We start from the raw sequence: 17905 nt of genomic DNA on the forward strand, positions 1-17905 counted from the left end.
CCGACGAGGCAGCAATCAAGCTCGTCTATCTCGGGATCCGGAACATCGAGACCCTGCGGGGTGGCGAGCTGGGCACCGGGACCCAGGGATGGCATCAAGCACTGAACGCTTTCGCCATCCAATTCCCTAACAGGCTTCCGATCTGACCGACCCGGCAGAACGGATAACCAGCTGGTCCCTTACACACTTCATTTGACACGCCCCGATGTGCACGCAGTTATCGCCTTTGACGCGCCGCTATACCGCTCACACGAGGAGACGCTTAGTCGGGTGCGCCACATGGGCTGGTTCGAGGCGCTCCTTTCCAGTGGCCCACTGGCTCGCACCATGTGTTGGTGGATGTGTCGTCACCGCACCACGGCATCCGCTCTCGCCGTCCTAATGAACCCCGCTATCCCAATCACAATTGCACGGGACGGAGTGAAGCACACCTGGTTTTCCTATATCCAAAGTTTCCGCGCACTCGTCACCAGCGACACGTGGCTCCCTGCGCTGTCCACCCTCTCAACACGGCAGGTACCCGTCGATCTCGTAAATGGCGCCTCAGACGCTGTGCCTGTCCCGGGGCGTGCCAAAATTCTTGCCGCACGCTACAGCAACGTCACAGAGCGCGTACACCCTGGCGACCACGATCTTCCTCTGTCATCACCCGATTGGTGTACTGAATACATCTATCGGCGTGTGGTGGAGACTCACCGGCCGGCAGTAGCCTCCACCTGAGTAACCCGCTGGCTGCCAATCTGAGTGTCAAGCTCACATAATCCATGGTTGCCGGTGGCAGCCCGGATCACACACCCCACCACGTCACCGATGCGGCAAAACTCGACCTCGGCTGTTGGGGGTCATCCACCTGTGGGCGGGTGGAGCCCGAAGGATAGAGCTCATAGCCGTCCACCTGTGGATGAGCCGCCAAAAAAGCACAACACCTCGAAAACGACGATTCACAAGTAATGCGTCATTGGCTTCGTCACGTTCCGTGCCGCCTGTCGATCACCTTTTCGAGTTGTTGGTAACCGTGTTGGCACTGCTGGCTAATGACCAAGGATGCCTAACGATTGCCTCAGGATTGGACGGTATGCGTCGGGCTGAGCCCTCACTGGTTACGCTGGCGGCAGGATACAACGGACTAGACAGCGTCGACGCTGGAGCAGGAGCCCGAAGTGCAACAGGAAATCATGGCGGCCGGCCGCGGCCGGGGATGAGCTGCCGGCAGCGGCACGGGCGACTTCATAAGACGAGCATCGGGGAACACACGGCTGAAGGCCGTTGGCTGTGTTCCCCGATGCTTTCGACCGGGTAGAAACACCCGACCACTCACTCCATATGAGTACAAATAACGCTACCTCGCCTTTCTGTGCTCCACCTGAAGATGAGATTCCTTCCTCTTGTCCTGCTTGACCTTGGGGTCGATTCCCAGCTTCCGCACACAACGATGGCGATGTTCTTCAAGGTGGATAACCGTTTGCCTCTCTTGTGGACCAGCAAGGAGCCCACCCCGTCATACGCTGAAAAATCGTCATACCGCAGTCCTCCTCTCCAGCGCATCCCTTCTAGGCAGAATTTGGGCGGGCTGCAGATGAGCTGCCCCCGCACAGAGGCGTGCGCTCGAGCATCGTGCCCCTCGTGACGGTGCTCCCAAAGCGAGAACCAGTCATCTGCTTGGAAAGCAGCATGGAACGTGATCCACCGGGTTATGTCGCTTACCCTCACCCCCGAGTAAAGAGTCGCCCACCGGGCACACTTGTCTTACTGCTAAATCCCCGCCCGCACTTGTGTTCACGCCACGGCGCTTCTCGCCGGGTTCTGTCTGCCCCGCTCTGGTGGGGCAGAAGCCCCTCAACGACTAGCCATTTCGTCTGTTGAGCTAAGAAACTTTGTGGGGAAACCAATCCAACCCTGCGGAACGCTCCGAACAACTAAGTGAGCGCACCGGAGCTGGTGCGCGCGAACGCACAGTGAAGGAATTGATCTTATGAATAAGGCAATGCGTTTCCTTGCAGTACCCACCCTCACCCTCGGCGCCCTGGCGATGGCAGCATCGCCGGCCATGGCCGACGGTGCCGACGGCTCCCACTCCGCAACCCTGAACGAGCTCAACGGCAGCGGCGGCACGGGAAGCTTCTGGATAGACGTCAACGGTGACACCGCTTCAGTAGACCTACAGGTCTCCGGTCTTGCCGAAATCTTCAATGACGCCCCGTACCCGCACGTCCAGCACATCCACACCGGTGAGCAGGCTGCAGGTGAGTGCCCCACAGCGGCAGCTGACGAAAACGGTGACGGCGTCATCAACACCACCGAGGGTCAGCCCTCTTACGGTCCCATCGCCACGACGATAACCACCAGCGGAGCCACCGGCCCCGAGGAAGCCTTGAACCTTGAGCTGGCCGGCATGGGCGGCAGCTACCAGATCCAGCGCGACGATGTGCAGCTGAACGCTGAAGCTAAAGCAGGACTCGAAGCCGGTAAGGCCGTCCTCGTCGTCCACGGCCTGGACCCGGCAACGCTGAGCGCCGAAGCCGCAGCAGCACCGAGCGACATCGCTCCGGAACTGCCCCTGGCCGCAACCTCACCAGCACTGTGTGGAGTAATCTCCGCACAGCAGATGGGCGCCATGCCTGAAGGCGGTGCCGACACCGGCGTTACCCAGGAAACCGGATCAAACACCGGCGTCCTCGCCCTCGGTGGCGGCCTCGTCCTGGCAGCAGCAGCCGGCGGAACCTTCATGGTCCGCCGCAGCAACGCCAAAGCATAACCCACCAACGCACACGGACTGATCGGACAGAAACCCCACATGATCAGTTCACCCAGCGACCGCCGCAGACCCTACTTCGCGTCTGCGGCGGTCGCTGTCTTACTACTCACCGGCTGCACCGCCAACATGCCCGCCCAAGGCCAAGGAACGACAGCACCAACACCGACCGTTTCCGCGACAGCACCGGCGCCAGCCCCGACTCAAACACCCACTACCCCCGCACCCGGAACACCTGCCCCGGCACCGGCACCGGAACAGCTGCCGGTCCTACCGGAGTCGAACCCTGTATCGTTCGCTATCCCTGCAATTGGCGCAGGATCCGATCTACTAAGCCTCGGACTGCGGGACAACGGCTCACTCGACGTTCCGCCCGGAGATCCAGGCGCACCCGCGAGTTGGTATAACAACTCTCCCACTCCCGGTGAACGCGGACCCGCGGTCCTCCTCGGTCACGTCAACGCCACGGACGGCGGTCCAGGAGTCTTCGCTGACCTGCGGAAACTCAAAGCCGGGGACACCATCAATGTGCTCCGTAAGGATGGCACCACAGCAACGTTCACCGTCGATCGTGCTGAGCAGTACGCCAAAGACGCCTTCCCAACCCAAAAGGTGTACGGCAACACAGAAGGCTCCGAACTACGCCTCATCACCTGCGACGGCTACGACCCCAACACCGGCGAATTCGACGACAACTACGTCGTCTACGCGAAGCTTGCCCTCTAACATGCCAGACCGCGGGGGATGAAGGTCTATGACGTGCGTTTTTTCTGTAACGCCTCATGTGTCCTGCGACCGAGTCATCGAGAGAGGCCCAGGTGGACAGCAATGCGACAAACCATGTTCGGTCTTGTCCGGGAGTGTAATACACGCCGATTTGGCCGAAGAATAGATCCGTCCACGCGAAATGGGACCCCCGCAGGGGGATTCGACCCCAGAGGTCACCCAACAGGAAATAGAACGGTTCCTGGCGTCCAGCGGCTCCTTCCGAAGCCTCCCAGCGGCATCGTTGTGGAGAGATTCCGGCAGCCAAGAATTCGACGATTCGCGGTCAAAGGCGCCCGACCAGCTCCACCAATCGGCACTTCAACGCGGGCTGCATTTGTTGGGTAACAGCGGTATTGACTGCGCGGGTTAGCCCTGCTGTACGGTTCTCTCGCGGTGATGCAAGAGAGTTTAGCCGCATCTACGCCCGCTCTAGTGGCGCACGTGGTGAGTCTCGTCCTGGACGGGATTCGCACTGGACCGTGGGTAGTTTTTGCGCCAGATATAAGCTAGCACCGCAAGGGTGAAAATGAGCCCTGACACCCACGTGTTTACCCGCAACCCGAGTATGAGGTTCGCTGGGTCCGACCTCATGAACTCGATGACGAATCTCCCCGCAGTGTAGAAGGCGACATAGAGAGCGAACACACCTCCTGAGCCAATCTGCTGTCTCCGATCCAGCAGTAGCAGGAGGATGCCCACCAGAAGGCTCCACAGTGACTCGTAGAGGAAGGTGGGGTGGAAGTATCCGAGTACTACAGGATCACCGGCCGCGTCGAGCACTGCCCGCCCGGCGGCCATTTCATGGATTTCCAGTTTCCAGGGCAGGGTAGTGGGACCACCGTAAATCTCGTTGTTGAACCAGTTCCCCCACCTTCCAATGGCTTGAGCGAATACGAGCCCTGGTGCTGCCGCGTCGGCGAAGGCCAGGAAAGATACGTTATGCCGTTTGCATCCGATCCAGGCACCGAGGGCGCCAAAGGCGACTGCCCCCCAGATTCCTAATCCGCCCTCCCATATCTTGAACGCGTCAAGGGCGCTCCGCCCCGGCGCGAAGTACAGCTGCGGGTCGGTGATGACGTGGTAGATCCGTCCGCCGATGATGCCGAAGGGGACGGCCCACACAATGATGTCAATGGATACGCCTTTCGCGGCGCCGCGGGCGACAAGTCGGCGCTCGGTGAGATAGGTAGCCAGGATGATTCCGGCCATGATGGTCAAGGCGTAGAAGTGGATCATGAAAGGCCCCACCTCGAACGCGCTGACGGTAGGGGAAGGAATATGTGATCCTTCCCTCGCGAAAAGGGCCATGACAGGCGTTTGCACTTAGAACCACCGACTGGCTGAAGTCTCAAGGCGTGCCGGGCTTGTCCATCGGCCTGCAGCCGGTCCTGCACTGCTGAAATAGTCAGCGGCAGCCCACTGCAGGGCCGGTAGGGCATTCAATCTCGTTGTCATAACTGGTCCTTTGAAGGGGTATCGATTCACCCGTGCGGTGCGAGAGCAGCGAACGCCCAGCCGAAGCCGAATGCGCCGCTCACCCTCTCCCACTGCGGATAGGGGAACTCGTGTGCAGATCTTCGACTACTATAGTCGATAGTATCGGGTGGTTGATTTGCCACTGGCGGCCTACAGCAAGAAGGAGGCGGGCAGAACAGCGTGTTGTCTGAGCGTGTTGCACTTACGTTGACTCTGAGTCTTGGGTGCGAAGTGCCGAGCCCACCTTCGGCTGGGGCGGGGGCCAAGTATGAACCCCTATAGCACGGTGGCCTCGGGGCGCAAGGTGGGAAGGATCGGCGGATGCGTGGTCCTCGTCGCTTCGCTTTTCCTCACAGGATGCGTCGCGGCGGATCCCCTCGCCGATCAAGCAACTGCGGGAAGCACCAGCTACGTCGCTGGTGACGGATCCGTAGCGGAGTATGCCCCCGAAAGCCGGAGGGAACCACTAACTGTTCAGGGGACCCTTTTCGACGGTACGCGCGCTGGGTCGCAGGAGTGGGCCGGGCAGGTCGTGGTACTCAACGTCTGGTACGCCGCATGCGCCCCGTGTCGAGCCGAATCCCCTACCCTCGCTGCGCTTCACCAGGACTTCGCCCAACAGGGCGTGCAGTTCTACGGCATTAACATTCGTGATGAATCCGCAACGGCTGACGCTTTCGAGCGAAACTTCGACATAAGTTATCCCAGCTTCGAGGACCGTGACGGGCAAATTCTGCTGTCCCTTACGGAGTACGTGCCCCCACAGGCTGTCCCAACCACCCTTGTACTGGATCGAGAAGGCCGAGTCGCCGCCAGGGTCCTGGGCATAGCAGATGAGAATGTTCTGCGAACCCTCATCACCGAGGAGCTCGGCAGGGTCGAATCTGTAGTAGACGAAACTGATACCGGAACCGGAACAAATGCTCCCTGAGGGACGATCTGTGACCGAGCCGTCTCTGGGTTTTCGGGGCGGGTTGCGTTGGGCATGGCGTCAGCTGACCAGTATGCGCACGGCGTTGCAGCTGTTGCTCCTGCTGGCGGTGGCGGCTGTCCCGGGTTCCCTGTTTCCGCAGCGTCCGGCGAATCCGGCGGTGGTCACTCAGTACCTCGCGGATAATCCTGAGGTTGGCCCGTGGCTGGACCGGTTCCAGTTCTTTGACGTGTATTCATCAGTGTGGTTCTCGGCGATCTACCTGCTGTTGTTCGTGTCGTTGATTGGCTGCGTGATTCCCCGGGCAGCGGTGTACTGGAAACACATGAGGTCCCAGCCGCCGATCACTCCGCGTAGGCTCTCCCGGATGCCGCAGTACGGGACGCTGCTCCTACCCTCCAGCGACGTCAACCCGGAGGTTGCGGTGCAGGACGCAGCTGTCCTTCTGCGCCGTCGAGGGTACCGGGTGCAGCTGCGCGATATCGGGACGGCGAGTCCTTCTGTGGCCGCCGAACGGGGGTATTTGAAGGAAGCAGGGAACCTGCTGTTCCATGTTTCCCTGATCGGGGTACTCATCGCCGTGGCCGTCGGGGGGCTGTTCGGGTACCGGGGACAAAAGCTCGTCATCGAGGACGAGGGGTTCACCAACACCGAAATCGCCTATGACTCCTTCTTCCCAGGCACAAATTTCGACACTGACTGGCTGGTGCCGTTCTCCCTTACCCTGGAAGACTTCGACGTCACCTTCGACCGCAGGGAAACCAACTACGGCAATCCGGTGGACTTCACCGGCTCAATAACCGTTCAGGAGCGCCCCGGAGCTGAACCCCGTGACGAGACGTTGCGGGTGAACGAACCGATCGGTTTCGGCGGCACCAACGTTTACCTCATCGGCAACGGTTACGCGCCGGTGGTCACGGTCCGCGACGGCAACGGAAACATCGCGTACCAGGGGCCGGTGCCGGCCCTGCCGCAGGATCCCACCTATAACTCCACCATCGTTATCAAAGCCCCGGACGCGCAACCCGACCAGCTCGGTTTCGTCGGGTTCTTCCTACCCACAGCGGTGGTCGACGAAAACGGTGTGGCCTTCGGGTCAGATCCCGACCCGTTCAATCCTCAACTGAATCTGAACTCCTACTACGGGGATCTCGGGCTCAACGACGGCACACCGCGGAACGTGTACCAGCTGGACACCACCAACCTCACCCAGCTCAACGGGCGAAACACCCCCGACGGGGGCATCGTGCTGGGCGCCTACCAAACCTACGATCTTCCCCAGGGCAAAGGATCGATCACCTTTGAGGGCCTGAAGCGCTACGTAGCACTGGACATCATCTTCGATCCGGGCAAAACCATGGCGCTCATCTCCACCTCACTGGCACTGATAGGGCTGGTGGCAACCCTATGCATCCCCCGGCGTAGGGCCTGGGTACGAGCCACCGAAGACGCCGACGGGCAGACCTTGGTCGAGTATGGCCTGCTCGCCAGGGGCAAGGACCACGGCCTGGACAAGGAAGCACTCAAAATCGGGGGCCTCCTTTCAATGCACTGGAGCGCCAAATTCGACACGAACCAACGCGAGAAGACAGGTAGCAGACAATGACCCCGATCAATGAAGCGCTCGGCGATTACAGCGAACTGTTCATGCTGCTCGCCGCGCTGACCTACACCGTCGCCTTCCTCGCCTTCACAGTCGACCTCATGCGGGCGCGGAAGCTCCCGTCCGTAGCAACAGCATCAGCCCACACCCCCGAACCCACGGCCGTCGCCGCCGGCGCCGGCGCACCAAGGATCAGGTGGTCCCATGGCGGCGCCGACCCCAACGAAACCGAACCGAAAACAGCGGACGACACCGGCATCGGATATTCCCCCCTCCGGCGGCCTGCCGCCCGGATAGCGGTCGCTGTAAGCATCGTCGGGTTGATCATCCACCTGGCGGGCGTCATTACCCGCGGCATGGCCGCAGCCCGGGTCCCCTGGGGCAACATGTACGAATTCACGACCACCGGTGCAATGCTCGTCATGGCGGTGTTCCTCATCAGCCTCATCTTCCAGGACCTGCGCTTCCTGGGGACACTGATCACCGGGCTGGCCCTCATCATGCTGATGGCCGGAGCGATCGCCTACCCTACACCGGTAACCCAGCTGATCCCAGCGCTGCAAAGCTACTGGCTGATCATCCACGTCTCTATTGCCGTGCTCGCATCAGCCGTCTTCACCCTCACGTTCTGCTTGTCCGTGCTGCAACTGATCAAAACCCGACACCAGAAAGCAGGCCGGGCCGGCTCCCCCGGGTTCCTTCGCCTCGTACCCGCTCCTGTGGCCCTGGAGCAACTGGCCTACCGACTCAATGGCATCGGATTCATTCTCTGGACGTTCACACTCATGGCCGGCGCGATCTGGGCGGAAGCCGCCTGGGGACGGTACTGGGGATGGGACACCAAAGAAGTGTGGACCTTTGTGATCTGGGTCATCTACGCCGGGTACCTCCACGCCAGAGCAACCCGCGGCTGGGAAGGAACCCGTGCGGCGTGGCTTTCCATCACGGGTTACCTCTGCATCATCTTCAACTTCACCGTGGTCAACGTCTATTTCTCCGGACTCCACTCCTATTCCGGGCTGTAAGCGTGAACGGGTATGGATTCCGGTGGTTGCCGCGCCCATGACTCTCCTGGTTGATATGCCACGCCCGTCCTTAGGCGGAACGGCTGGCAAGAGCTGGCCGGGCGGACTTTTTGTAGGTGAGGGTCAAGGCCAGCAGGCACGCGCACCACTGACCGGGTGCATAACGCGGAGATGGCTTGGAGGCACGAACTGTTGATGGATGCACTCCAGATGTGGTGCTGGCATGCATCGCGTCGTGGCCCCACTACAGGGTCGGCTCAGAGCATGGCCGGTTAGCGCTGAAGGCGCACTGCGATGAGCGCTGCGCTGTTTGCACTGGCGTTGGTGGTCGGCCGAATTGGTATGAGGCTGACTCTGTCCGGCGAGAAAGAGCTAGGCCGGGCTCCCTATACCGGGGTAAGAAAGGTACCGGCCAGGTTTTGGAGCTGGTAAATCCATAGTGTCCAGATCCCGGAAACCATCAGTAGGCCCACGAGCACCAGCAGGAGACCTCCGGCCAGATTGAAGATACGCATATGCCGGCGCACGAAGGCCAGTGTCCGGGAGACCCATTCAACGCCGAGTGCTACCAGCACAAATGGGATCCCCAGCCCCAGGCAGTATACGAATCCCAGCAACGCTCCGCGCCATGCGGTCCCGGTTGTGGTGCTTAGTGCGAGCACGGCGCTCAGGGTCGGGCCCATGCAGGGTGTCCAGCCCAAACCGAACACCACTCCGAGCAGGGGGGAGCCGGCAAGGCCGCTGCGCGGGCGCCAGGACAGTTTTTGGCTTCCCTGCAGGAACGGCAGCCATCCCACCAGCACCAGGCCCATGGCGATCACAAAGATCCCCAGGACCCTGATGAGGAGGTCCTGCCAGCGCAGCATCCACCCGCCGATAAGACCAAATGCCGCTCCGTAGAGGGTGAAGACCGCGGCGAAGCCCAGGATGAATAGGCCGACGCCGGCTAACACTTTGCGTCGGTTATCAGGGCGTGCGGGGTCGGTCAAGCCCGAAACGTAGCCAAGGTAGCCCGGAACTAGCGGCAGGATGCACGGCGAGATGAAGGACACGATGCCGGCAATCATCGCCAACGGAATCGCAACCAGGAGCGCCCCGGACTGGACCGTGTCGGCGAAGAATTCGCCAATAGTCATCGGGCTGGGGACACGGGTGGACCGCCCCGCGGCGCGCCGGTTCGTGCGTCAGTCATAGGTACTAGTGCTCGCCCGCTTCGACCAAAGTCGAAAAGCTGGTACCGGAGTCTTCCGAGAATTCCACGCCCTCTGCCGTCGCGATCCATATCCGTACGCCTTCCTCCCCGGGCGCGGCAGTGATAGCGCCAGCCTCCGTCGCTGTCCCTCCGGTGGCTTCCCACGAGAGGCCAGCATCGCGGCTGATGTGTACTTCACCGTCCGGGGCCACCCCGACGGCGGTGTCTGCGTCGGCGAAGGCGGTCATCAGTAGCACCGGCGCATCCTTGGGTAGTGTCCAGGTGTGGCCGCCGTCCTCCGAGCGCTGGACGCCTTCTTGCGTTGTTCCGAGGATCACAGGGCTGTCCGGCAGCGCGGCAAGGTTGGCGGGTTGGATCTGATCACCAGCCTCGGTCCATTCCTGGCCGTCGGCGCTGATCCGCAACTTGCCGTCGAAGCCGATGACGCCTTCGGCGGAGACAGCCATCGCGTGGAAGTCCGACTCACCCTGCCGGGACAGTTCCTGCCAGGTCTTGCCGCCGTCGTTCGATTCAATCAGGCCCACCGGGTTGGGCAGGTCCGAGCCTGGCCCGGGGTGACCGGAAGCGTAGTAGCGGCCTTCGCTGTCGGCGGCGAAGCCCATCAGATCGATCACCGGCCCGACCTGTTCCACGGATCCCTCTTCCACTGTGAACAGCCCGTTGTGCGTGGCTACCAGCAGCTGGTCTGTTTCTGGATCGACGGCCATGCCGTGCACGTGGGCGAAGGAGCTTTCCTGCGCGGGGCTTTCATCCGAAGCGTTCTGGTTTTCTTGCGGCGCGCAAGCGGTCACGAGCAATAGGCCAGCGATGCCGGCGGCGCCAAGGGCCATCCTGGGGGAACGGTGGGTTTTAGTCGCCGAAATGAGGTGTTGGGTCACGGTGTGGCTTTCCTCCAGTGCCGAGGGGTGATTACTAAGCTACATAGTAGAGCAACGGTGCGCGGCGGGCCAAAAGCGCCGCCAACTATCTCCGTGGAGGAACAGCCCCTATACGCAGAGGCGGTGGCAGTTCCCGGCCCAAGGTTGATACGGGGTCTAAATCTGCGCTCCTATGACCGATTCGTTGGCGGGGAGGAACTCATCCGCCCAGGGGAAGACGACCTGCATCAGCAGGAGCACTGCAACCGCCAAGAGTAGGGTAGATAGTGCGATTCGTAACCACAGCGGGCCGGGAAGGCCTCTGAATAGCCGTCCGTACACTAGATCATCACCTCCTGCTGATCTCTGCGACGCGGTCCGCGATCGCTGCGGGTGGGCCTGCTTCAAGCGGGCGCCAGGACGTCATGACCGCATACGCGATAACCCGTTTTTCATCTCCGTATCGGGGCCAGCAGGTGGTCAATGTCAACAAGGGTTCTGAGGGTTCCACGCCGGGGCGAGTCGGGACGGGCAGCAGGACATCGGTGCGGTGTGGCAGCACGATTTCCTGGTCGCGGTACTCGTAGGTGTAGTAGCCGTCCGCGGTGTGGACGTAAAGTTCATCGCCGGGAACCAGGGTATGAATCAGGTCCAACACTTTCCCGTTCGACTGGCGGTGACCCGCCACAGCAAAATTGCCGGTTTCACCCGGCAGTCCCGTTTCGGGATAGTGCCCGAGGCCGAGCTTGTCCAGGACGTCCAGCCCGACACCTGAGGCGATCGGCACGGAATAATCTTCACCGAAGCGGGGAATGTACATGATTCCCATGGCCTCACCGTATGCGACCGGGTCCATGACCGGCGGCTCGGCGCCGTCGTCCTGTTGCGCCGTTTGGGCATCGCGGTCCTGGGCTGCGGTCCCGTCAGGTGCGGAGCTGACATACGAATCGGCCAATGACGATACGACGTCGTCGTGGTGGGCGCCGGCTTCGACGTTGGTCCACCAGAGCTGCCAGGCGATGTATAGCAGGACGACCACTCCGGCTGTGATCAGGAGCTCGCCGCCAACCTGCACAGTGGCGCGCAGCGGGCGGTGCCTCACAGCGTCTGTTCGGGAGTGCAAACGCGCCTTGGTGGAAACATGCCGGATCACCAATGCCTGCCAATAATCATGTTTTGCCCGCCCCTGGTTTCGTTCATGCGTTCCCTGCCTTCGCCACAGCAGGTACCGTTTCCGCTTCCCCGCTCGCTCTGTTTCGCCGGTTTTCGGCATCACCCGAGGTTCTACCCACCGCAATGGCCAGGATCGACAGCTGGATCAGTCCCAGGCCAAGGATGTACCAGCCACCGGACTGCTGGTCCTCCAATGGGTCGATACCCCAGGGGCTTTCCATCGCCGCGTACCAGTCCGCAGAAAGCAGGTATCCGGAGTTGATGATGCCTAGCCCGAGAAGGGCATAGAACATGGACGGGACGATCAGTCCCGTCAGCAGCAGCCGAAACCTTGGCTCCTGACGCATCCGGCTGCTGTGAAGCACCGAGTTAACGAAGAGGCAGCCGACCGCCAGGAAATACGCGACCATCCACTGGTGGCCCAAGAGCTCCATGGCCGCCCATTCCAGCAGCGGCGATGCATAGAACACGACCACCGAAACGATGAGGAGGGCGGTCGTCGCGTAGGTGCTGGTGAGCAGGCGTGCCGGGCGTGAGCGGCTTATGGCCCGGACCCACTCCCCCGGTCCCATCTCGCCGTCGGCGCGTGCATTCGTTGCAGACAAGAGAAGTGCCACAGGGCGCCCAAGCACGAGCAGGAGTGGAATTACGGTCATCAGTGCCGTTTGAGCAAGAATCTGCGCACTGAGCAGAAAATTCTGATAGTCGTTCAACCCGCCGTTGGTGACGTAAAACAACATCAACACTCCACCAGACCATGACGCGGTCCGAATGAGAGGCCACTTGACGTCCCTCGAGCGTAGCCGTATCAGGCCGACGAGATATAAGGTGAGGGCCGCCGCTGACAGCGTGAACCACAGCGGGTCGAAGGCCATCTCGGTGAGGAAGGTCGAAACGCCCGGCACGGGTGGGAGTGGCTGGTCGGCCATGCTCTCGGCCAGTACGCGGTAGTCGACACGCGGGTCATCTGGTATCGGTTCGTCCAAGCGCAGCAGAATAACCGCCAGGACGGACGCGACGCTCATGATGATCAGTTCCAGGCTGACCAGTAGCCAGAAATAGGGCGCCCGGCCGGAAGTATCACGGTCGATCCTCGCTAGTACCCAGCGCCGCTGGACAAGGCCGACCAGGCCAAGGGCAACAGCCGCTGTGATCTTGACGAGAACGAGGAAACCGAAGGGGGAAAGAAAGTTTTCAGCGCTGCCCACTGTGGCCAGGAACCTAAGGAATCCCGAGAACGTCAATACGGCGAAAGCGAGCAACGCCACGGTCGAATAGCGCTTAATCACCAGTCTCAGCTGCGCTTGTTCCAGGACGGGGCGGAGCACGACAATCGTGATGAGCCCGCCTAACCATACGGCGGCGGAAATGATGTGGAGTGCGAAGGCGAGGATTCCGGCTTCGTGACCTTCACCGTAGTTCGGGTGACCGTTCAGTGTCAGGGGCACTAAAGCTGCGATGGCAGCAGTCGCGGTGAGCGCCACCAGCCCTATGTGCCTCACCGCGAAACAGAGCATGGTGACGACGGCGACCATGGCTGTGGTGGTAAGCGAGGTCTGCCCCAGCCCGACACTGGTCAGAAACAGGCCGAGTCTCTGACCGAACCCCTCTGTGAAGGTGAGCGGCTCACCCCATGCGTCCAGATAGTTCAGAACCGAACCCGCGACTGAGGCGAGCGTCCATATGACCGCCGAGCCACCCGCGAAGTTCAACGCACGCCCATACTCGCGGCTGCCGGGCCTCAAGGCGATACATGCCAGTATCAACGACCCAACAACAGCAGAGGCGGAAACGTTGAAGAAGAACTTCGCGACCGGCAAAGCCCACAGAACAAAGTCGTCCGCACCCTCCGGTATGGTCGGGTCACCATGCAGCGGAAGGAAGGCATTGACCGCTGCACCAGCCCACTGCAACGGTTGCATCGGCAATTCAGATCTCCTGTAGAAACAGGCTCAAGGGACGATTCCGGCCACATACAAGCCCGCGCGTCCGGCAAGCACTCAAGCCGTGGGCACGATCCCGGGCCAGTAGGTACAGGGTTTCGCTCATCAGCCTTCTCCGTCGCTTCCCCGGCGCGGTGACCCCCGCACCCCAAACGCCATATACTATCTGAAATAGTAGTTTTCTGCACCGGGGAACGCGAGCACGGCGAACCGACACCCATCGGGCATACTCAATCGTTCAGTGTGGAGTCGCTCGGACCCAACCCCACCCCCAGCCTTACCCCCTACGGCGCGGGAGCGGCGTAGGGGTAAGCGCAGCGGCCCTCGAGTTGAGGACAAAGAGTCGCCGCCATCGAAATCGCAATACTAGCTAGGTTAGTATTACTGCTACTATGAATCATAGTAGTCACATTAACGATGGAAGGAACCAATTCATGCGGTTGAGAAAGTGGATGACAGTGGTAGCGGGCACGGGCGTTATGTCCTTGGCAGCGGCCATGCCGGCAGCAGGGGCGGGCACCATGCCGATTACGGGCGCTGGGGCAGGCTCCGAGAACCACCGGCATGTCGCTGCGGACGGCCACAATCCAGGAATGGCTCAAATGCACGAGCTGATGAAGGACGGCAACCCCGGCATGATGCGCATGCACGAGCTGATGAAGGACGGTAACCCCGGCATGATGCGCATGCACGAACGCATGATGGACAGTGCCTCAGGGACGCCTGCTCAGGGCGTGGCAGGAAGCGCTGAAGGGGAACTGCGATGAGCGAAGCACTGTATGCACTCGCATTGCTGGCCTGCCCCCTCGGCATGGGCGCGATGATGTGGTTCATGATGCGCGGCAGCAAAAGCTCCCCGGCCCAGGTGAAGCCGACGGAAGAAGCAGAACTGGCTAAATTGCGCGCAGAGGTCGATCAGCTCCGCGCAGGTCAGAGGGACCTCAGTGGTGAGCCCTCCACTCCTCAATCCAGGGCAACGTTCTAATGAGCGAGCTAGTCCTGCCGGTGGTGGTCTTGCTGGCGTCGCTGGCGCTGACATACTTTTTCTGCCTCCGACCCATGCAGCGCGGACAGTGCACCCTCGGCCGGCAAGCGCGGCCGGCCGGAGAACACGTACCATCCACGCAGGCGGCGGAACTGGCACAACTGCGTGAGCAGGTGGAGGCCCTCAAGGCAAGCCAGCGCCAATCTTCCCGCCTCTGACGATCCGTCAGATGTACTTGTCCACCATCAGCGGGTCGAAAGGGTAAGGCGTGGAGGAAATACTCCTGTCCACCACCATCTTGGCGGCATTCTTGGGCGGCATGGTCGCACTGTTTGCCCCCTGCTGCGTGTCGGTCATGCTGCCAGCATTCTTCGCGACGACTTTCCGGCGAAAAACCGAGATTCTGGGTATGACCCTGGTTTTTGCGGCTGGAGTGGGAACGATCATCCTGCCAATCGCGTTCGGGGCGGCGGCACTGAGCCGGCTCCTCATTGAGTACCACACATCGATCTTCGCAGTCGGTGGATCGGCGATGATCGTGATGGGTGCGCTGATCCTGGCGGGCAGAAAAATCATGCTTCCCATGCTCATACGTGGTGGATCAGGTGGTGGACGCAACATACGGTCTGTCTACACGCTCGGCGCTTTCTCTGGTGCGGCAAGCGCATGCTGCGCCCCGGTGTTAGCAGGAGTAGCAGCAATCTCCGGGGCCGCATCGTCCTTTCCCGCCGCCCTTGCCGTCGGCGTTGCATACGTGTTCGGTATGGTCGCACCCTTGTGCGTCATGGCGCTGGCCTGGGACCGGCACCGCATCGGGCAACGAAAATTCCTCACCGGGCGCACGCTACCGCTATGGCCTAAAAGTTCCTACCGCGTTCCAGTTGCGACCTTCCTATCCGGGATGCTCATGCTCGTGATGGGCGCGCTAACGATAGCCTTGGCCATTCGCGGACCCGGCATGGCAACCGACGGCTGGGAAGTGCGTTTCTCCGCCGCGCTTACGCATTTCGTCTCGAACGTTCAGGAACTAATGGCCTTCGTCCCGGGCTGGACCACCACCCTGCTGATCTTCGGCGCACTGGTTTCACTGATCATCCTTGCGATCCGCCGACGCAATTCAACGATCATCGCGGAGTCACCGCTCACTGACCCACCAGCAACTAAACCAGCTGCGGGGCAAAGCGCCGTCACTCCAAGCCCAGGCGATGGAAGTGTGCCGAAGGAACCCGAGGCCGACCGTATCGTCACCGGAAAGGAATCCCTCTGATATGGGATCAACGAAAACTTCTACCTCCCCCGTCAAAGGGACCTCACGCCGTTCAGGCCTCTGGTTTGTGGTTGCCGCTGGCGTAATCGCTGCTGTGGTTGGCCTGTTCCTGATCTATCAGGGATCGGTCAACCCCAAGCCAACGAACGCTGAAGCGGCGAGCACGGTATACGACGTCGGATCGCCGGGGCCCGGAGAGGCGGCCCCAGACTTCGCCCTTCCCTCAACCGATGGAAGTACCGTCAATTTGAGCGACTACAGCGGCGAATCCACCTTGCTCTATTTCCATGAGGGGCTGGGGTGCCAGCCCTGTTGGGACCAGATCAGGGATCTGGAAATGGCACCCTCAGTTCTGCAGAAGGCCGGAATAGATTCCCTGGTAACCATCACCAGCGGGCCCGTGGATCTCATAGCCCAGAAAATGGCCGACGATGGCCTGGAATCGGTGGCCCTGGCCGATACTGACCTGGACGTCTCTCGACGCTACGAGGCGAACAAGTACGGCATGATGGGTGATTCACGTAACGGCCACACCTTCATCCTGGTCGGCCCCGATGGCACCATCCAGTGGCGGGCCGACTACGGAGGCACCCCGAACTACACCATGTACGTTCCGGTGCAGCAACTGATGAAAGACCTCGAAGCCGGACGGGTCAGCTGATGCCAACGACCGTCACCGTGCTGACCCAGGACAACTGCGCCTGGTGTGAGCAGGCAAGAGCCATCCTCCAGGACATATCAGCCACGCAACCCTTGTCGATTGAGGAGATTGATCTGACAAGCGAGCACGGCCGGAACCTCGCGATCAGTCACGGCGTCGTCTTCGCCCCTGGCATCCTGCTTGATGGACAGCTCTTCAGCTACGGGCGACCGTCAGAGAAGAAACTCCGACGCAGGCTGAAGTAGCACCGCCGCCACCGGCATCTACTATGCGCGGTAGGATTGTCTTTTGAGTGCAGGTTACACGTACGACAGAAGGGACCTGGCATGCACCGTCTTGGCCAGCTCGAATCGGCGATCATGGAGCGGATGTGGTCTCGCTCCGGATCGGCGGCCGTACGAGACATACTCGAGGACATCCAGCGGAACCGCGACATCGCGTACATGACCGTCAAGACCGTGATGGACACACTTCACCGCAAAGGCCTGCTTGACCGTGAACCGGACGGGCGTGCATTCCGCTACCGGCCGACGCAAACTCGCGAACAGTACGCCGCGGCCCACATGCAAGAGGTGCTCGCCAGTGGGAGTGACCGCACCGCGACCCTTCTGCATTTCCTTGAACAGATACCCCCTGAAGAGGCCGCGCAGCTGAGGGCACTGCTGGACCGCGCGGAACTGGACAAAACCCAGGCCGCCAAGTGATCGCGGCGCTCCTACTCATCGCCTACGCCGTGGCGGCAGCGGGAGCCGCACCGCTCCTACGCAAGGGTAGATGGGCCGAACGCTCACCCAAGGTCGGCATCATCGCGTGGCAGTCGTTATCCGTAACTGTCATCGCCAGTGTCGTGCTGGCAGGGGTTATGTTAGCGGTTCCGGTCATGCCGTTCACTATGACTTTGGCGGACTTCCTGAGAGCCTGTGTCACGGTCCTCCAGGAGCAGTACTCCACACCTGGAGGGGCTGTGGTGACAACGGCCGGTGCCTTCATGGCCGCAGCCGTTATGGCGCGCACTGTGTACTGCCTCTTCTCGGAATTCATCTCCGCACGAAAGGCCCACCGGAGTCAGTCGCAGTCTCTGGCACTGCTGGGTCGCAGGGATCCCAGCGGCCGCTTCCTCGTAGTGGACCATCAAACGGCCGCCGCCTACTGCCTCCCAGGACGAAACAACGAGATCGTCCTGACATCTGCAGCACTCGGCGCACTGGACGAAGATCAACGAAGTGCTGTCATCGCCCACGAAAAGGCGCA

General features: G+C 61.2%; 18 protein-coding genes and 1 pseudogene. 14 read left to right on the forward strand and 5 right to left on the reverse strand.

What is annotated here, in order from left to right; genetic code table 11:
• The 3 genes and pseudogenes from X803_RS22585 to X803_RS16720 all read left to right on the forward strand — a co-directional run.
• A pseudogene (locus X803_RS22585) lies at window positions 1-146 on the forward strand (IS256 family transposase); the annotation flags it as partial.
• Window positions 147-1972: 1826 nt separating this feature from the next.
• Window positions 1973-2755, forward strand: a complete 783-nt coding sequence (locus tag X803_RS0100010; protein WP_026543522.1) for a hypothetical protein — start codon at window positions 1973-1975, stop codon at window positions 2753-2755.
• A gap of 39 nt (window positions 2756-2794) precedes the next feature.
• On the forward strand, window positions 2795-3478 hold the full coding sequence (locus X803_RS16720) for a class F sortase (RefSeq protein ID WP_035777288.1): 684 nt from the start codon (window positions 2795-2797) through the stop codon (window positions 3476-3478).
• Between the two features lie 471 nt (window positions 3479-3949).
• Here the strand turns inward: X803_RS16720 and lgt are convergent, their stop codons facing one another.
• Window positions 3950-4828 (reverse strand): prolipoprotein diacylglyceryl transferase, encoded by an 879-nt coding sequence (gene lgt, locus X803_RS16725; protein WP_051470269.1) that lies wholly within the window; start codon window positions 4826-4828, stop codon window positions 3950-3952.
• A gap of 493 nt (window positions 4829-5321) precedes the next feature.
• Between lgt and X803_RS16730 the strand changes: the two genes are divergently transcribed.
• From X803_RS16730 to ccsB, 3 genes are all read left to right on the forward strand, one after another.
• Window positions 5322-5927, forward strand: coding sequence for a TlpA family protein disulfide reductase (locus X803_RS16730; protein WP_051470271.1), 606 nt, complete (start codon window positions 5322-5324; stop codon window positions 5925-5927).
• Window positions 5928-6000: 73 nt separating this feature from the next.
• The gene (locus tag X803_RS16735; RefSeq protein WP_343299582.1) at window positions 6001-7533 is read left to right on the forward strand and encodes a cytochrome c biogenesis protein ResB; all 1533 of its coding nucleotides are present in this window, start codon (window positions 6001-6003) and stop codon (window positions 7531-7533) included.
• Window positions 7530-8555: a c-type cytochrome biogenesis protein CcsB gene (ccsB, locus tag X803_RS0100035; protein WP_026543524.1), complete on the forward strand. Its 1026-nt coding sequence runs from the start codon at window positions 7530-7532 to the stop codon at window positions 8553-8555. The genes X803_RS16735 and ccsB overlap by 4 nt, the downstream gene beginning before the upstream one ends.
• A gap of 386 nt (window positions 8556-8941) precedes the next feature.
• Here ccsB and X803_RS0100040 read toward each other — a convergent pair whose 3' ends face one another.
• The 4 genes from X803_RS0100040 to X803_RS16745 form a co-directional block, all read right to left on the reverse strand.
• Entirely contained in the window at window positions 8942-9691 is a 750-nt protein-coding gene (locus X803_RS0100040) for a cytochrome c biogenesis CcdA family protein (protein WP_026543525.1), read from the reverse strand.
• Between the two features lie 61 nt (window positions 9692-9752).
• The gene (locus X803_RS16740; protein ID WP_084033212.1) at window positions 9753-10598 is read right to left on the reverse strand and encodes a F510_1955 family glycosylhydrolase; all 846 of its coding nucleotides are present in this window, start codon (window positions 10596-10598) and stop codon (window positions 9753-9755) included.
• Between the two features lie 376 nt (window positions 10599-10974).
• The gene (locus X803_RS0100055) at window positions 10975-11727 is read right to left on the reverse strand and encodes a class E sortase (protein WP_253907355.1); all 753 of its coding nucleotides are present in this window, start codon (window positions 11725-11727) and stop codon (window positions 10975-10977) included.
• A gap of 94 nt (window positions 11728-11821) precedes the next feature.
• Window positions 11822-13720, reverse strand: coding sequence for a bifunctional copper resistance protein CopD/cytochrome c oxidase assembly protein (locus X803_RS16745; RefSeq protein WP_051470275.1), 1899 nt, complete (start codon window positions 13718-13720; stop codon window positions 11822-11824).
• 614 nt (window positions 13721-14334) lie between these two features.
• Between X803_RS16745 and X803_RS22000 the strand changes: the two genes are divergently transcribed.
• The 8 genes from X803_RS22000 to X803_RS0100105 all read left to right on the forward strand — a co-directional run.
• Entirely contained in the window at window positions 14335-14508 is a 174-nt protein-coding gene (locus X803_RS22000; RefSeq protein WP_162149167.1) for a hypothetical protein, read from the forward strand.
• Complete coding sequence (locus tag X803_RS0100070; protein WP_026543529.1) at window positions 14505-14726, forward strand: hypothetical protein; 222 nt, start codon at window positions 14505-14507, stop codon at window positions 14724-14726. Before X803_RS22000 ends, X803_RS0100070 begins: the two co-directional genes overlap by 4 nt.
• The gene (locus X803_RS0100075) at window positions 14726-14944 is read left to right on the forward strand and encodes a hypothetical protein (RefSeq protein WP_026543530.1); all 219 of its coding nucleotides are present in this window, start codon (window positions 14726-14728) and stop codon (window positions 14942-14944) included. The genes X803_RS0100070 and X803_RS0100075 overlap by 1 nt, the downstream gene beginning before the upstream one ends.
• Window positions 14945-15045: 101 nt before the next feature.
• Entirely contained in the window at window positions 15046-15993 is a 948-nt protein-coding gene (locus X803_RS16750; protein ID WP_156929917.1) for a cytochrome c biogenesis CcdA family protein, read from the forward strand.
• 1 nt (window position 15994) lies between these two features.
• Window positions 15995-16654 (forward strand): redoxin domain-containing protein, encoded by a 660-nt coding sequence (locus X803_RS16755; protein ID WP_051470279.1) that lies wholly within the window; start codon window positions 15995-15997, stop codon window positions 16652-16654.
• The gene (locus X803_RS0100095; protein ID WP_051470282.1) at window positions 16654-16899 is read left to right on the forward strand and encodes a glutaredoxin family protein; all 246 of its coding nucleotides are present in this window, start codon (window positions 16654-16656) and stop codon (window positions 16897-16899) included. Before X803_RS16755 ends, X803_RS0100095 begins: the two co-directional genes overlap by 1 nt.
• A gap of 81 nt (window positions 16900-16980) precedes the next feature.
• Window positions 16981-17358 (forward strand): BlaI/MecI/CopY family transcriptional regulator, encoded by a 378-nt coding sequence (locus X803_RS0100100; protein WP_026543533.1) that lies wholly within the window; start codon window positions 16981-16983, stop codon window positions 17356-17358.
• On the forward strand, window positions 17355-17905 hold a 551-nt coding region (locus tag X803_RS0100105), incomplete at its 3' end, for a M48 family metalloprotease (RefSeq protein ID WP_026543534.1). The genes X803_RS0100100 and X803_RS0100105, both read left to right, overlap by 4 nt.

The sequence above is a fragment of the Arthrobacter sp. 35/47 genome, assembly GCF_000520475.1.
Taxonomy (GTDB): Bacteria; Actinomycetota; Actinomycetes; order Actinomycetales; family Micrococcaceae; genus Arthrobacter_D; species Arthrobacter_D subterraneus.

Bases quoted from the DNA above. Each gene is read 5' to 3' on its own strand.
- X803_RS0100010 (WP_026543522.1), top strand. From the start codon at position 1,973: ATGAATAAGGCAATGCGTTTCCTTGCAGTACCCACCCTCACCCTCGGC.
- X803_RS16720 (WP_035777288.1), top strand. From the start codon at position 2,795: ATGATCAGTTCACCCAGCGACCGCCGCAGACCCTACTTCGCGTCTGCG.
- lgt (WP_051470269.1), bottom strand. From the start codon at position 4,828: ATGGCCCTTTTCGCGAGGGAAGGATCACATATTCCTTCCCCTACCGTC.
- X803_RS16735 (WP_343299582.1), top strand. From the start codon at position 6,001: ATGCGCACGGCGTTGCAGCTGTTGCTCCTGCTGGCGGTGGCGGCTGTC.
- ccsB (WP_026543524.1), top strand. From the start codon at position 7,530: ATGACCCCGATCAATGAAGCGCTCGGCGATTACAGCGAACTGTTCATG.
- X803_RS0100040 (WP_026543525.1), bottom strand. From the start codon at position 9,691: ATGACTATTGGCGAATTCTTCGCCGACACGGTCCAGTCCGGGGCGCTC.
- X803_RS16740 (WP_084033212.1), bottom strand. From the start codon at position 10,598: ATGGCCCTTGGCGCCGCCGGCATCGCTGGCCTATTGCTCGTGACCGCT.
- X803_RS16745 (WP_051470275.1), bottom strand. From the start codon at position 13,720: ATGCAACCGTTGCAGTGGGCTGGTGCAGCGGTCAATGCCTTCCTTCCG.
- X803_RS22000 (WP_162149167.1), top strand. From the start codon at position 14,335: ATGGCTCAAATGCACGAGCTGATGAAGGACGGCAACCCCGGCATGATG.
- X803_RS0100070 (WP_026543529.1), top strand. From the start codon at position 14,505: ATGAGCGAAGCACTGTATGCACTCGCATTGCTGGCCTGCCCCCTCGGC.
- X803_RS0100075 (WP_026543530.1), top strand. From the start codon at position 14,726: ATGAGCGAGCTAGTCCTGCCGGTGGTGGTCTTGCTGGCGTCGCTGGCG.
- X803_RS16750 (WP_156929917.1), top strand. From the start codon at position 15,046: ATGGTCGCACTGTTTGCCCCCTGCTGCGTGTCGGTCATGCTGCCAGCA.
- X803_RS16755 (WP_051470279.1), top strand. From the start codon at position 15,995: ATGGGATCAACGAAAACTTCTACCTCCCCCGTCAAAGGGACCTCACGC.
- X803_RS0100095 (WP_051470282.1), top strand. From the start codon at position 16,654: ATGCCAACGACCGTCACCGTGCTGACCCAGGACAACTGCGCCTGGTGT.
- X803_RS0100100 (WP_026543533.1), top strand. From the start codon at position 16,981: ATGCACCGTCTTGGCCAGCTCGAATCGGCGATCATGGAGCGGATGTGG.